General features: G+C 39.3%; 11 protein-coding genes. 6 read left to right on the forward strand and 5 right to left on the reverse strand.

Features of this window, described 5'->3' with window-relative positions; translation table 11 throughout:
• Nucleotides 1-529 precede the first annotated feature (529 nt).
• A complete protein-coding gene (locus tag QPX86_RS05695; RefSeq protein WP_285164606.1) occupies nt 530-1270 on the forward strand; it encodes a FadR/GntR family transcriptional regulator in 741 nt (246 codons plus the stop codon).
• Nucleotides 1271-2363: 1093 nt separating this feature from the next.
• Here the strand turns inward: QPX86_RS05695 and QPX86_RS05700 are convergent.
• Nucleotides 2364-3497 (reverse strand): methyltransferase, encoded by a 1134-nt coding sequence (locus tag QPX86_RS05700; RefSeq protein WP_220751695.1) that lies wholly within the window; start codon nt 3495-3497, stop codon nt 2364-2366.
• A gap of 211 nt (nt 3498-3708) precedes the next feature.
• On the opposite strand from QPX86_RS05700, the gene QPX86_RS05705 reads away from it, so the two are divergent.
• The gene (locus QPX86_RS05705) at nt 3709-4119 is read left to right on the forward strand and encodes a hypothetical protein (RefSeq protein ID WP_285164607.1); all 411 of its coding nucleotides are present in this window, start codon (nt 3709-3711) and stop codon (nt 4117-4119) included.
• A 295-nt stretch (nt 4120-4414) separates the two neighbouring features.
• Nucleotides 4415-6208, forward strand: coding sequence for an ABC transporter transmembrane domain-containing protein (locus tag QPX86_RS05710; RefSeq protein WP_285164608.1), 1794 nt, complete (start codon nt 4415-4417; stop codon nt 6206-6208).
• A 94-nt stretch (nt 6209-6302) separates the two neighbouring features.
• Here the strand turns inward: QPX86_RS05710 and QPX86_RS05715 are convergent, their stop codons facing one another.
• Nucleotides 6303-7901: an AMP-binding protein gene (locus QPX86_RS05715; protein ID WP_285164609.1), complete on the reverse strand. Its 1599-nt coding sequence runs from the start codon at nt 7899-7901 to the stop codon at nt 6303-6305.
• A gap of 472 nt (nt 7902-8373) precedes the next feature.
• On the opposite strand from QPX86_RS05715, the gene QPX86_RS05720 reads away from it, so the two are divergent.
• Nucleotides 8374-10959, forward strand: a complete 2586-nt coding sequence (locus QPX86_RS05720; RefSeq protein WP_220751481.1) for a TonB-dependent receptor plug domain-containing protein — start codon at nt 8374-8376, stop codon at nt 10957-10959.
• Nucleotides 10960-11022: 63 nt separating this feature from the next.
• Here the strand turns inward: QPX86_RS05720 and QPX86_RS05725 are convergent, their stop codons facing one another.
• Nucleotides 11023-11553 carry a thioredoxin family protein gene (locus QPX86_RS05725; RefSeq protein WP_220751483.1) on the reverse strand — a complete coding sequence of 177 codons (531 nt, stop codon included), beginning with the start codon at nt 11551-11553 and terminating at the stop codon, nt 11023-11025.
• A 170-nt stretch (nt 11554-11723) separates the two neighbouring features.
• On the opposite strand from QPX86_RS05725, the gene QPX86_RS05730 reads away from it, so the two are divergent.
• Complete coding sequence (locus QPX86_RS05730; protein ID WP_285164610.1) at nt 11724-12341, forward strand: LysE family translocator; 618 nt, start codon at nt 11724-11726, stop codon at nt 12339-12341.
• Nucleotides 12342-12431: 90 nt separating this feature from the next.
• Here the strand turns inward: QPX86_RS05730 and QPX86_RS05735 are convergent, their stop codons facing one another.
• The gene (locus QPX86_RS05735) at nt 12432-12755 is read right to left on the reverse strand and encodes a DUF3144 domain-containing protein (protein ID WP_220751487.1); all 324 of its coding nucleotides are present in this window, start codon (nt 12753-12755) and stop codon (nt 12432-12434) included.
• Between the two features lie 71 nt (nt 12756-12826).
• Nucleotides 12827-13369, reverse strand: a complete 543-nt coding sequence (locus QPX86_RS05740) for a prepilin-type N-terminal cleavage/methylation domain-containing protein (RefSeq protein WP_220751489.1) — start codon at nt 13367-13369, stop codon at nt 12827-12829.
• A 99-nt stretch (nt 13370-13468) separates the two neighbouring features.
• On the opposite strand from QPX86_RS05740, the gene ung reads away from it, so the two are divergent.
• The gene (gene ung, locus QPX86_RS05745) at nt 13469-14128 is read left to right on the forward strand and encodes a uracil-DNA glycosylase (RefSeq protein WP_285164611.1); all 660 of its coding nucleotides are present in this window, start codon (nt 13469-13471) and stop codon (nt 14126-14128) included.
• Nucleotides 14129-14260: the final 132 nt, after the last annotated feature.

Here is a 14260-nt window from a genome sequence, read left to right on the forward strand (position 1 = left end):
GTCGTTACCACGCGTCATAATTTGCGGTTCGTCTAACAAGTTCAGCGCTTTAAGTGATAGTGATAAGTAATCTGTCACTTTGAAGTTAGCTGAGAAATCTAAATAGCTTGAGTCCTGCACATAGCGATGTGAACGTGTAGGGAACGGTAAGTTATTTGGTTGGAAGTACTGTTCACGATACTTATAAAGTATGCGGAACGTTGCCCAATCACCTTCCCAGTAGACTGACGCCAGATTAATTGTTTAATTAAATGTGAACACAATCCTTTAAACACGATCTTTAAATACAACTTTGCGTCAAATAGAAACTAACCAACGGTCAACCACTTTGTCAACCAATTTATGTTACCGCAAAGCTATAAAGTATGTGCTATTGTTATTACCAATAACATTCACTTAACTAAATCAGGACTTATATGAAATTTGTTCTGGTTAAACAAATTTGTTAAATAGGATTTGCGTTGACTAGCTAAATAGATATCATGTTAGTAATACAAGAAAATTGGTTTTAACAATTGAAGGACCAGAGATGAAAAGTAGGCGTATGTTTTGGCGCATCGTAGAAGAGATCGAAGCGTCTATTGCTAGCGGCGAATATACTCCTGGAAGTCGTTTACCTCCAGAAAGGGAGTTGGCTGAAAAGTTTGATGTTAGTCGACCAACAGTTCGTGAAGCAATTATTGCACTGGAAGTGCGTGAGAAAATCGAAGTTAAAACTGGCTCTGGTGTTTATGTCTTACAGTCTGCCAATAAAGCTGATCAAACTAATAAGATTAATGCGTTTGAACTGACGCAAGCTCGTGCTTTAGTTGAAGGTGAAATTGCCGCTCTTGCTGCAAATACCATTACTAAAGAAGAATTGGTCGAACTAAATAAAACATTGATTATGATGGAAAATAAATCATACGTTGAAGAAGCAGATGAGATGTTTCATCAGATAATCGCTAATTCCACTCGAAATGGTGCCTTAATTAAATCGTTTCAAAATTTGTGGGCATTAAGGGCGTCGAGTCAAAAGATTATTACTGACTATGCCAGTGTATGTAGCAAGGATAATAAGAAAACCCTTGATGAACATACCTCCATTTATGAAGCACTATTAGCAAATGACGCTTCAGAAGCAAGGCTTGCAATGCATAGACATTTTAATCGTTTGATTAATGTTTTATTTGATACTGTTGAGGCGCAATCATTAGAAGAAGTGCGTCGTAAGAACAGTGAAAAACGTGACTTATACTCTATTGATAACTTAGTTAACCGCTTAAGCTAACGTATTTTCACTTCCTTTAGTGAGTGTTAACTCAGGTGAATAAGTAACCGTTTTAATTAAAGCCTTTCAATATGAAAGGTTTTTTTGTCTTTATTTTTATGGATTCATGCTTACGTAAAACTTAAGCTGTTATTGTATTCTATTGATAGTAAAAGTCTTTTTTTATTTTTAAAAGTAAAAAAGGCCTCTCATAATGAGAGGCCTTTTACTTCGCTCCAAACGAGGGGGAATGATTTGGAACGAAATTACTCGATTTAAACATCAAAACTGAATGATTTTAATCATAGGTTTCACTAAATTTGACTACCTTCTTGCTAAGGTATTGATTATTCACATCAAGATTTCTAACAGCTAAACAAGCCAGCAAAACTGATTTATCAGCTTTACCTGAGTTTTAAACAAAGCCTTAATAATAAAATCAATCTTCAATTTGAAATGAAATTAATACAAATCGAGCTTGCCTGAGTGAATTTTATTAAAATTTGGTCAGCTCTTTAGCCTTTTTTCTGCACTAAAAATAATCTAAATTAATTTGATTGTTAACTATTTGTGAACCCGTTTCACTGGTTTGAATTCTGATTTCTACGCAGTATTAATGAAACAATAGTGGTAGCAACTCTATTTTGTCAACCGGGTTTTGTTTTTTGTATTACCAATTTGTGGATTAATAATGAGATTTATATGCGATCTATTAGCTTGGTTAAACTAATAGGTTATCGCTACGACAACGAGTCTTTAGTAAGCAAATACAAGTAAATGGCATCGTGTTGTATGTCTTGGGAGTAAGCCTGCGTTAATGTTTTATCAGTAAGCTTCTATCAGTAAGGTTTTACCAGAAAGGCTTTAGGGGGGAAGTTTAATTAATTAGTTAGTTTTTTATGTGTAAGTTTTTAGCTTAGATGATTAGCGATGCGCTAGTAAAAACTAACTCATCGCCAATATCTATTATTTATAGCAATGCTTAAATCTATGGTCAGTATCGCTATCACTAGCTTGGTTTTACGCACTAGTGCTGGACACAATTTAGTAGAATTCAATAACGGTAGACTCAACTAAGTATGGCATGTTTAAAACAATTATTAGCTTTATGTGGTTATTTACGGGCCTGTAAAATAACGAATTTACCGTTGGATGCCACTGTTTTACAGTTTTTAAATATCCGCTGAAGCTTAATGTGATAAGACAGATGACGGTTACCGACAACCTGCAATAAGCCGCCTGGGGCAAGCCTTCTTCGAGCATCAAGAAACATTTGCCATGCGATATGATCGGTGATGGCTTCACCTTGGTGAAACGGCGGGTTACACAATATTAAGTCCGCACTAATTTCTTCATCCAAATGCGTTAAACAATCATCCCAATGAAAGTGGCCGAGCTCGATTGGTAATTGGTTTATTTCCCAATTATGTTGGCTAGAGGCCACAGCCATTTCAGAATCATCTACAAAATGTATATTGGCATTGTTATAAAGCTGCGCAGCATGCAAACCTAAAATCCCGTTGCCACAGCCTAAATCTATGACAGTATTAAATTCACCTTTAGGCATGTTTTCAAGCATAATCCGTGCGCCAATATCTAGTTTGTTGGCAGCAAATACATTACTCAAATTACTGATAGTTAGCTTTAAATGCTCAACTGGCCAAGTCACTTGAACAAGGTTTTTACGCAGCTTACCGTCAGTGATACAGCTTATAACGCGCGTTTTCTTCCAAGTTAAACTCGCAGAAGCTGGACCGAGGTTTTGCTCAATAATTGCAAGTAGCGACTTATTGATACTTTTTGCTTTAGCGCCAATAAGTACTTGGGTACCTGCAGGTAAAACCTGAGATAAACGTTGTAATTGGTGGGCAAAGTAGGTCAGGTTTTTAGGCAGTTTTATAAGTACAAGTTGAGTGTCTGTAGGCAACAAGTCACGACTATTAAAGTGGCTAATATTGGTTTGCGCTAAATGATTGTCTTCAAGGTTCTGTTTTGCCCCTAATAAACTGGTTTTAGCATCAGTTTCAACAAATAATGGCCAAGTTGGTTCTCGTTTGGTTAAGGCGCATTGTAAGGCTCCAAAACTGTCATTAATGATAGCAGTTTTTTTCGCGGTGATTTCGTGCTCTACAATGTGCTTAATAAGGTGTTCATCAGCAGCATCCCATGCTTGAAGATTCGATTCTTGTTGTTTGGGATAGCGGTATAAATCTAATTCGATACCTGCACATGAAAACTGACTAACAATCATTATTTTTTACCTAAAACCATCACGACGAATAGCCAGTAATTATCGCAGATTAGCTAGAGTTGTGCGAGGGAAGTTGTTTCAGAGATCTGTTTTCCTTCGATTACTGATACAGTTTATTACTCAGCACTATTAAGCTGAGGTTTGCTATTGCTGTGACCAATCAGTACCATCAAGTAATTGATAACTTCATTTTTTACAAAGGATTTGTATGAACGGTGCAGGTGGTACCTCTGGCGGTATTGGATCATTTTTTATCGGTTTAATCATGATGTGTGGCGGCTTTTATATGCTACTGAAGGCGATAAAAGTAACCAGCTCATTTGGTTTTAGCCATAGCCTTTATAATGTTGGTGGAGTTAGCTTAACCAGCGGCATGATTATGATCCCATTCATGTTCGGTATCGGGCTTATGTTTTATAACGCTAAGAACATCTTAGGCTGGATCCTGACATTTGGTTCTTTAGTGGGGTTGATATTCGGTGTGATTAGTTCGATTAATTTCCGTTTCAGCCATATGAGCGCGTTTGATTTGATTGTTATTCTAGTGCTCAGTGTGGGTGGTTTAGGGATATTTTTACGTTCATTAAAAACGATTGAATCGAGCGTTAAAGAGTCATAATCCAGGTAATCAGTTACTCGATTTTAAACGCTAATATTGTAAATTTTAGCGTTTTTTTAGTTTTAGTTACTTGTAGATGAACTGCACTTGATTGATTAAGTATACTATTACCAAAGTGACTATTATTTAAGCACGTTATTATCTAGAACATCATTACCTAAATATATTGTTACCAACGAAAACCTAGCTGTTCCTGCTAATTGACAGTTATGAAAAATCGAAACCAAATCGCTTTAACGTCAACTGTCAGTTTATTGGTATCATGGCTGGCATAACGCGTTCACGAGAATTCATTTTGACAACACAAACTTCCCAGCTAGATGCAGATACTCAATTGACTACTTCACCTCAATATTCTGTTTTATCTTGGATCATGTCCTTTTTAAAACCTTATCAAATGAAAGTCGTGGCAGCGATTATCTTTTTGTTTATTGGCTCGTTCGCTTGGTTATCCCTTGGCCAAGGGGTGAAAATGATGGTTGATGAAGGTTTTGTTGCTGACAATGCCGAGCGTTTAAATGAAATTGTTTTATTCATTTTAGGTATTACTGCTATCAGTGGTAGTGCGGTTTTTTGTCGTTTTTATTTAATGACTTGGCTTGGTGAGCGTGTGATAGCTGATATTCGTTTAACGGTTTATAACCACCTCTTAAATCTCTCACCTGCGTTTTTTGCTGAACAAAGAACGGGGGAGGTGATATCGCGATTTACTGCTGACAGTACTTTATTACAAAGTGTTGTGGGTAGCAGTTTATCGATGGCATTTCGCTCGACAGTGACAGTTTTTGGCGCGATGGTGATGATGGCTATTACCAGTCTTAAACTGACGGGTTTGGTGCTTCTTGCAGTGCCAATGGTGTTTATCCCTGTGATATTTTTAGGTAAAAAAGTTCGTCAATACTCACGTAAAAGCCAAGATAAAATCGGTGACTTAGGGGCGTATATCGATGAGACTTTGCATGAAATCCATACGGTGCAAGCTTACGGCCACGAGAGTAAAGACAGAACAGTATTCAACCTCCAAGTTGAATCAGTTATGACGGCGGCAAAAGCACGTATTTTATATCGCTCAATTTTAATCTCTTCAGTGATGTTTTTAAGTATTGCAGCTATAGCGGTAGTGCTTTGGGTTGGAGCCCAGGATGTTATGCAAAATAATATCAGTGCAGGTGAACTATCTGCCTTTATGTTTTATGCCGTTATGGCTGCCGGCTCGGTTGCTACTATTAGTGAAGTTTTCAGTGAAATTCAGCGTGCTTCTGGCGCGGCAGAAAGACTGATTGAGTTAGTGCATACGCCAATTGATATTCCACAAGATTCAACACCTATTGTGTTACCTGAAAAAATTAACGGCAATCTGAGCCTTGAAGCGCTTCGTTTTGCTTACCCTAGTAATAAAGAGGATGTCATAAAAGGCATTACGCTTAATATCAATGCAGGTGAAAGAGTGGCGTTAGTGGGTGAGAGTGGCGCAGGAAAAAGTACCTTGTTTGAATTGCTACTGCGTTTTTATCAACCCAAAGCCGGGCTAGTAAAGTTAGATGATATTGACGTGTCCAAACTGAGCTTACAACAACTGAGAGAGCAATATGCTTTAGTGCCTCAAGAGTCGGTTATTTTTGCCACCAATGTATTTGAAAATGTGCGTTATGGTCGCGTGGATGCAACTAAGGAAGAAGTCATTAAAGCGTGTATAACTGCAAAAGCAGATGAGTTCATTCAAGAGTTATCAGACGGTTATGATACTTACCTTGGCGAGAGAGGAGTAAAACTCTCTGGTGGTCAAAAACAACGTATTGCCATTGCGAGGGCTATTCTTGCCGATAGACCTATTTTGTTATTAGATGAAGCTACCAGTGCGTTAGATGCGGTTAGTGAAGTCAAAGTTAAGCAAGGATTAGATAACTTAATGCACGGGCGTACTACGCTGATTATTGCTCATAGGCTGGCTACCGTGATTAATGCTGATCGGATTATTGTACTTGAAAAGGGCCAAGTCGTTGCTCAAGGTACACATCAAGAGTTGATGTTAACCAGTGAGGTGTACAAAGAGTTTGCCAGTTTACAGTTACTGACTGAGCAGAGTTAATTGCCTTGAGAATGTGGTTCAGCTCTTTTAATAAAACGCCGTTGTCAGATAAGTGATAACGGCGTTTAATTTAAGTGGATTTTTTAGTGGCTGCTTACTTCCTAAGCTCTCGTCGTAAAATTTTACCTACAGTGCTTTTAGGTAATTGCGGAGTGAATTCAATAATACGAGGAATTTTATAAGCCGTTAATTGGCGGCGACAATAATCGGAGATTTGCTGCTTAGTCTCTGCTTCATTAGTCGTTTCTTCTTTCAGCACAATTACTGCTTTAACAGCTTCACCAGACTTATCATCTGCTACGCCCACTACGGCGCACTCTAGTACTAACTCATTTTGAGATAACACGTCTTCGACTTCATTAGGGTATACATTAAAACCCGATACAATAATCATATCTTTCTTACGATCGACAATTTTATGGAAGCCTTCTTCGGTCGCAACCGCAATGTCGCCAGTTTTAAAGTAGCCATCTGCTGTCATCACTTTTGCCGTTTCTTCAGGCTTTTGCCAGTAACCTTGCATGACTTGCGGTCCTTTAACTGCAAGTTCTCCTGCACCGCCTAATGGCACTTCTTCATCGTTAATATCCAAAATTTTTACGTCAGTATTCAGGACTGGTTTACCTATGGTGCCGAGTTGCTGGTAGCCAGGGGCGTTTAAGCTCACAACAGGTGACGTTTCCGATAAACCATAACCTTCCGAGATCATGCAACCAGTCGTTTTTTGCCAAACACCAGCTGCTGCGCTTGTTAGAGCGGTTCCGCCAGAGATAGTGATGGTTAACTTACTGAAATCTAATGCTTGAAATTCAGGTTGATGACATAAGCCAACGAATAAGGTGTTAAGGCCAGCAAAACCAGTAAAAGGGTAACTTGCCATAGTCTTAATTAACCCACCAATATCTCGCGGGTTCGGGATTAATACTGAGCAACTGCCAGATTCGAAGTAAAGTACTAGATTCACCATAAAGGCATAGATGTGGTAAATCGGCAGTGGTGCGACAAAAATATCTTTCCCCGGTGTCATGGTGCTGGCAATACGAGATTTTACTTGAGCTGAGTTGGCTAACATATTGCGATGAGACAGCATGGCGCCTTTAGATAAACCAGTTGTGCCGCCTGTATATTGCAGGGCTGCTAAATCAGTTTGTTGTGGCTTAACAGGGGTATAATTGGTTTGTGCACCAAGTGATAGCAGCTGATTAAATTCCACTTTATCAAATGGTGTTTCAGCTTGCGGTTGTGGGTTAATCAAATCTAATGCGTGGGTACTAATGACCAAAGAAACATCGGTTTTATCTATGACGTTGTTTAAGGTCGGTAATAAATCAGACAGCACAACTAAAGCTTTTGCGCCTGAATCATTAAATTGGTGGATAAGCTCTCGCTCAGTATATAACGGGTTAGTATTAACGATGATAAGCCCTGCTCGAATAGCCCCATAAGCCGCGATGACAAATTGAGTAATATTTGGCAGTTGAATTGCGATGCGGTCCCCAGCGCTTAAATCACTGTGGTTTTGGATGTAGGCTGCAAAATGACGCGAAGCGATTTCGATTTCACTAAAAGTGGTTTGTTGGCCTAAACAAGCATAAGCCACATTATCCCCATAACGCTTGCAAGTTTGTTCAATCAAGTCCACCAGAGATTGATACTGGTTGAGATCAAGCTGTGTATCTGCATCGTAAGCCATGCTTACCACCTTTGTTATTTTATATTTTTTAGGTAATCAAACGAGCGTTTAGATTAGTGCTGTTTTGTATAAAAGGTCAACATAATTATTAATTATCATCTTAATTAATATAGAGTTTTTACTCCATTTTGTTGCTAAAGATCTCTGTACAACTAAAGTGGTAATGATGGTTTTTTGAACTGAAATTAGTCGGTTCTCTAGGTTTATCTAGTTAAGTGGTTGCTAATAGTTGGTTGATTTAACTGTTATTTGTCTGATTTCCCTTCTGTTTTGGTTTAATTATCTAAATTTAAGTGTTAAACACGTTGATTGTTTTGACTAATAATAGAAATTGTTAGCAATTAGGTTCTATTTGTTATAGAAATGTAAATGTGAATGAAGTTATTTCATTTTGGGAGAGACGATTTTTACTCGTTCAGGCGATTAAAACATCTGTCACAAACACATAAATATAATAAATAATGAGACACAAATGATGACTAATCTAAAGAAAAGGAAGTTTGGCTTAAATTCGTTAAGTCTTGCGGTAACAGTTGCTTTGGCCGGTTCTGTTATGTCGACACAAGCAATGGCTGAAGACGAAGAAGTCGCAGAAAACGTAGAAAAAATTGCCGTAGTCGGTAGCCGAGCCGCACCCCGATCAGTGGGTGAATCTCCTGTCCCCGTTGATATTATTAGTGCTGATGACCTAAGAAAAAATGGTTCTACTGACATGATTGATATGTTAGTGACATCTGTCCCCTCATTTAATTCACGAGCTCAACCAATTAGTGATGCTGCCACGCTGGTACGCCCAGTAAATTTACGTGGCTTACCATCAGACAGTACTTTGATCCTTGTCAATGGTAAGCGTCGTCATCGTGCTTCAGTCATTGCTTTCCAAGGCGGTGGTATTAATGACGGTGCTCAAGGACCTGATATTTCGGTTATTCCGAGTATTGCGTTAAAACAAGTAGAAGTACTTCGGGATGGCGCTGCAGCACAATACGGCTCTGACGCTATTGCTGGTGTGATGAATTTCCAATTAAAAGATAGTGCTGAAGGCGGTTCAATCAGTATCAGTCAGGGCGAGTACTATGAAGGTGATGGTGCTACAACGACTATCGATGGCAACATTGGCTTACCACTTACCGATGCTGGCTTTGTTAACATTAGTGCGCAGTATAAAACCGCAGATGCCACTAGCCGAAGTGTTCAGCGTCCTGATGCTGCAAACTTAATCGAACAAGGCAATACTTACGTTAATGATCCTGCGCAAGTTTGGGGGAATCCAGAAATTAATGATGATTACACCGTATTTGTTAATGCTGGATTTGATTTAAATGATAAGCACCGTATTTATGCTTTTGGTAATGTATCGTCACGTGAAGCGATTGGTGGGTTCTACTACCGTAACCCACATAACCGTGGCAATGTTTACTCAGTTGATGGTGGTGAAAACTTATTAGTGGGTGCTGTTAACGGCGACCAATCAACCTGTGCTCCAGTGCCAATCCCAAAAAATGCTGATGGTTCGGATGGCAACGTTTTAGACACTGCGGCATATCAAGCAATGGTTGCTGATGCTAATTGTTTCTCTATGAACCAAGTTCGCCCAGGTGGTTATACTCCTCAATTTGCTGGCACGATTGAAGATATGTCTTTCTTCGCTGGTATTGAAGGTGAATTAGGCGAGTGGATGTATGACGCTAGTGCTGGTACGGGTTCGAACAAATCTAGTTTTAGTTTGTACAACTCTTTAAACCCTTCACTTGGTTTAGCGGCTAACCCAGAAGATACACAAACTGACTTTGATACCGGTGCCTATGAGCAAGTTGAAACAACCGTTAACCTTGATTTTTCTCGTTACTTTACCTTAGGTTCGATTGAAGACATTAGCTTTGCAACCGGTTTTGAGTGGCGCGAAGAATCATTTGAAATTACTCAAGGTGAAGAAGCATCTTGGATAGCGGGTCCATATGCAGATCAAGGTTTCAATATTGGTTCTCATGGCTTTAAAGGTTTTGGTCCAGAAGCTGCGGGTAAGAATGACCGTAGTAATATCGGTATTTACGCAGATGTTGAAGCTTACTTAACGGATGATTGGTTGTTAGGCGTGGCACTTCGTTATGAAGATTTCTCTACCTTTGGCGATACATTAAATTATAAGATTTCAACTCAATATTCATTTACTGATTACCTATCAGTACGTGCATCTCACAGTACAGGGTTCAGAGCGCCAACAGTTGGACAAGAAAATGTTGTTAATACACAAACATCAATCGTCAATGGCGATCTAATTCAGACCTTTATTGCTCCTCCTACAGATCCATTAGCTGCATTTTATGGCGGTGAAGTGTTAGAGCCAGAAGAATCTGTGAACTATGCCATTGGTACTGTGTTTGAGTATGAAGATTTCTTCTTAACCGTTGATTACTACAATATTGAAGTTACAGGTCGTATTGCTCAATCAAGCCAAATTGAAGTTAAAGCAGAAGATTATGACGATTTACGAGATGCTGGAGTGGAGTTCCCTGAACTTATTTCTGCAGTAACGTATTACACCAATGATTTTGACACCACCACACAAGGTGTTGATATTGTCGGTTCTTATGAAACGGAGTTATTGGCGGGTGATACTATGTTCAGCCTTGCTTATGGCTGGACTGACACGAGTGTTGATAAATTCGACCCGAATACAACAGATGAAGGTAAGGTTCGTCGTTTAGAAGATGGTATTCCAGCTCATCGTGCAACACTAACTTGGGGTCAAACTTGGGATGACTTAAGCGTATCACTGCGCGGTAATTACTTTGGTGAGTACTATGCAACTCATGCTGATGATACTTCAGACTGGGGTTCTGAAACGGCTGATTCCGCTGTTACTGTCGATTTGGAAGTTAGCTACACTATGTTTGAACAGCTAACTTTGTCTGTCGGTGCTAACAACTTGTTTGACCAAGAAGCACAAGAACTTAAAGATGGCACTCAAGGAGCATTAGGTGCAGTCTATTATGAAAGTGGTCCATTTGATTACAATGGTGGGTTTTACTACGGTAAGCTGAGCTATTCATTTTAAGTTTTTTTAGTTTGAAAGCAAAAAAGACTGCCTTGGCAGTCTTTTTTATTACAAAAAATACAATTATTTCGCAGCAGCGAGAGCTTGAAAAACAGCATTGATTGTTAACTCAACGGGAAGCACGATGCCTTGTGGGTGACTAGGGCCGTAAACTTTATTAAATGGTGTACCCATACCGCCCTCCATGCCCACATAGTTTTCTATCATGGCATTAGGTTCACTCCAATTACCTTTCATCAGCACTATGTTGTCTGCTTCTAGCGCGATAACGACCTTTTCGCGATGAGTAACATTGGCTTTATTCGCGCGACACGGTAGACACCAGTCAGCATCTACATCAACAAATACGGTATAACCCTGCTCAACTAAAGGATCAATTTGGGCGGGGTTTAATGGCTTCCACTGCAGGCGCTGATAGGCATTATAATCTTCAGTTTTATTGAGAAAAGAGTATACCCCGGTAAAACATAAGGTCATAAAACCCAGTAGAAATATAATAGCAGTGGGTATGTTCTTGCCTTTAATTTTCAAAAAAATAAGCAAAGCGATTCCGGCAAGTAAAAGCCCGAGTAGTAACGGAAGCATCAATGTCATTGTTTATAATCTCTTGCAAAATGAAATGAGTAATTTAGCTCACTATATCAAGCTTTGCTTAAGCTGAGGTTAAATGAATGTTGTTATCCTAAAATCATGATAACGTACGCCTTTAAAATTTCCTTCGATGCTTAGGTGATATCTGCATTAATGAGTAAAAGGGGTTAACAATGGCATTGAGTACTTGGCTAGGTTTATTAGCCATTTGTTGTTTGGGCGCAATGTCGCCAGGGCCGAGTTTAGCGATGGTGTTAAGGCATACATTATCGGGTGGCCGATTACATGGCGTGGTTTGTGCGTGGGCGCATTCAATAGGTATCGGCGTATACGCATTGGTGACCCTGTTAGGCTTGGCTGTTGTGTTAGAAAAGTCGCCAATTGTTTTCAATGGTATTGCTATTTTGGGGGCTCTATATCTTGCTTGGATGGGGCTACAAGCACTGCAGTCAAAAGGTGGGATGGAGCAAAAACTTCAATCTGGAGAGTCGAGCAGTTTATTACAAGCAGCTCGCGATGGATTAGCGATTTCGCTATTTAACCCTAAAATACTGTTATTCTTTTTGGCTTTATTCAGTCAGTTTGTTATGGCTGCAGAAACATCAACTGGCCAAGCACTGATTGTACTGACACCGCTGGTGATTGATGGACTGTGGTATACGATTATCGCGGTTGTTTTATCCCATGGGCCGATACTATCCCGTTTAAGGGATAAAGCAGCTTTAATAGATAAACTGTCGGGAATCGTACTCATTTTGCTGGCTATCAGAGTGATAGTGAACTTGTTTTAGGGGTTAAACTGCCAAACTAAGTTTAAAAATGTCAGTTAGAAAAGTAAAAAGCCATCGAGAGATGGCTTTTTATATGACGCTAAGTATTATTTAGTTTTTAAATACTTGCACAGAGTCATCAGCTTTTTCTTCAGTGGCTTTTTGTCCGCCTGGAGGATTCTTAATGTGGTCGTTTAAATTCTCATTCAACATGCCTTTGTATTCATCAGAGAACCAGTTTAAAGCATTTTCTTTTTCAGCTTCTAAGTCAGCTGATTTGATTGCGGCTTCGAATGCGTTATAACGAGCAGCTGCAAAGCGTAAGGCTGTGCCAACTTTACCAATGTCATTTTCAGTTTGACCAAGCTGGTTTGCTAATGCAATAAATTGATCAGCTAGCTGATACATGGTTGTTTCTGTTTTTTCTTCAGACATGAAAATCTTCTCATAATGATTTAAAAATTAGCCAAGAGTCTACCTACTTTAGCGACAGAATAAAGAGTCAATTACGAATTAGGATCAGAATCTGTGATCACTTGGCCGTTACGGGAGTCATAATAAATCGATAGCGCGGGCAAAGGATTATAAAAGTAACGGCATTGATCAGGATTGATGTAGGTGGCTAGGTAGAGTGTATCTTCAGGAGCTGCGGTATCAGATATCGAAGGAGCATCTTGTAAAATGGTTTCCCACACTGACATGCAATCATTCTCATTATTTAGTCGAGGTGAAGCCTCAAATGGTGGCCAGTTTTGCGCAGGAAATCCCCATTGATTGATATCGAGTTGACCATCAGCGCCAGCATTTGGGTAAATTTGTAAATTGTCCGCAGGGCCTGAATTACCTAAAGCTGCCCACTTAACGTTAGCCAGTGAGATACCACTCGAAAAAGCGCCCCCAGTACCTTGTACTGTTGAAATCTCAGCATCTTGTTTAATATTGATAAACTTAGGTAACGCTATTACTGCAATCACACCGAGTATTATAATGACTACGACTAATTCGATTAGGGTAAAGCCTGAAACTCTGTTGGTGTTCAATTTCTGCATGGTAAATGAACATCCTTTTTTATCCTTGTTGTAATTAAATTTTAATGTAAATGATGTGTTTGTGCGAGTTGTTGTATTTTGAATGAGGTAAATAACCAGATGAATAGTTGGAAAGAGTTCATAACATTAGAAAAAGCTAAGCCGTATTTCAAAGCATTAACACTTTTTTTGGAAAATCAAAAACAGCTTGATAAAGTGATATATCCGCCTACGGAGGAAATATATAGTGCATTTGAGTTAACGCCTTTAGATAAAGTAAAAGTCGTCATTCTCGGTCAAGACCCTTATCACGGGGCTGGTCAGGCTCATGGTTTATGTTTTTCTGTAAAAACGGGAGTTAAAACGCCACCTTCACTGGTTAATATGTATAAAGAATTGCATCAAGACATCGATGGGTTTGATATTCCAACACATGGAAATTTAACTCAATGGGCAGAGCAGGGCGTGCTGTTATTAAATACCGTTCTTACTGTTGAGGAAAGTAAGGCTCATTCGCATTCAAAAGCTGGCTGGGAGACTTTTACTGATAACGTAATGCAATGCCTCAATGAGCGAGAGGAACCGCTGATATTTGTGTTCTGGGGAGCCCATGCTATTAAAAAGGGCAAGCTTATTGATACCGTTAAACATCATGTTTTGACAGGGCCTCATCCTTCGCCTCTATCGGCATATCGTGGCTTTTTCGGTTGCCAGCATTTTTCAAAAGTGAATCAGCTTTTGAAGCAACAAGGCGATAAAACGATTAATTGGCAGGTGTAGTGCCAATTATTACGTGAAATCAGGCTAGGACCTTTTGAACTTTTATGGCTGTTTTTGCCAACTAAACGCTGTCCTAAAGGGGGGCGATTAATAACACTTTTTGTTGAGTGAATTTAGCTTAAATGACGAGGT

The organism is Shewanella goraebulensis, assembly GCF_030252245.1.
GTDB classification, from domain to species: domain Bacteria; phylum Pseudomonadota; class Gammaproteobacteria; order Enterobacterales; family Shewanellaceae; genus Shewanella; species Shewanella goraebulensis.

Coding starts and splice junctions, on each gene's coding strand:
- ung (WP_285164611.1), top strand. CDS start 13,469: ATGAATAGTTGGAAAGAGTTCATAACATTAGAAAAAGCTAAGCCGTAT.
- QPX86_RS05730 (WP_285164610.1), top strand. CDS start 11,724: ATGGCATTGAGTACTTGGCTAGGTTTATTAGCCATTTGTTGTTTGGGC.
- QPX86_RS05735 (WP_220751487.1), bottom strand. CDS start 12,755: ATGTCTGAAGAAAAAACAGAAACAACCATGTATCAGCTAGCTGATCAA.
- QPX86_RS05705 (WP_285164607.1), top strand. CDS start 3,709: ATGAACGGTGCAGGTGGTACCTCTGGCGGTATTGGATCATTTTTTATC.
- QPX86_RS05725 (WP_220751483.1), bottom strand. CDS start 11,553: ATGACATTGATGCTTCCGTTACTACTCGGGCTTTTACTTGCCGGAATC.
- QPX86_RS05740 (WP_220751489.1), bottom strand. CDS start 13,369: ATGCAGAAATTGAACACCAACAGAGTTTCAGGCTTTACCCTAATCGAA.
- QPX86_RS05715 (WP_285164609.1), bottom strand. CDS start 7,901: ATGGCTTACGATGCAGATACACAGCTTGATCTCAACCAGTATCAATCT.
- QPX86_RS05695 (WP_285164606.1), top strand. CDS start 530: ATGAAAAGTAGGCGTATGTTTTGGCGCATCGTAGAAGAGATCGAAGCG.
- QPX86_RS05720 (WP_220751481.1), top strand. CDS start 8,374: ATGATGACTAATCTAAAGAAAAGGAAGTTTGGCTTAAATTCGTTAAGT.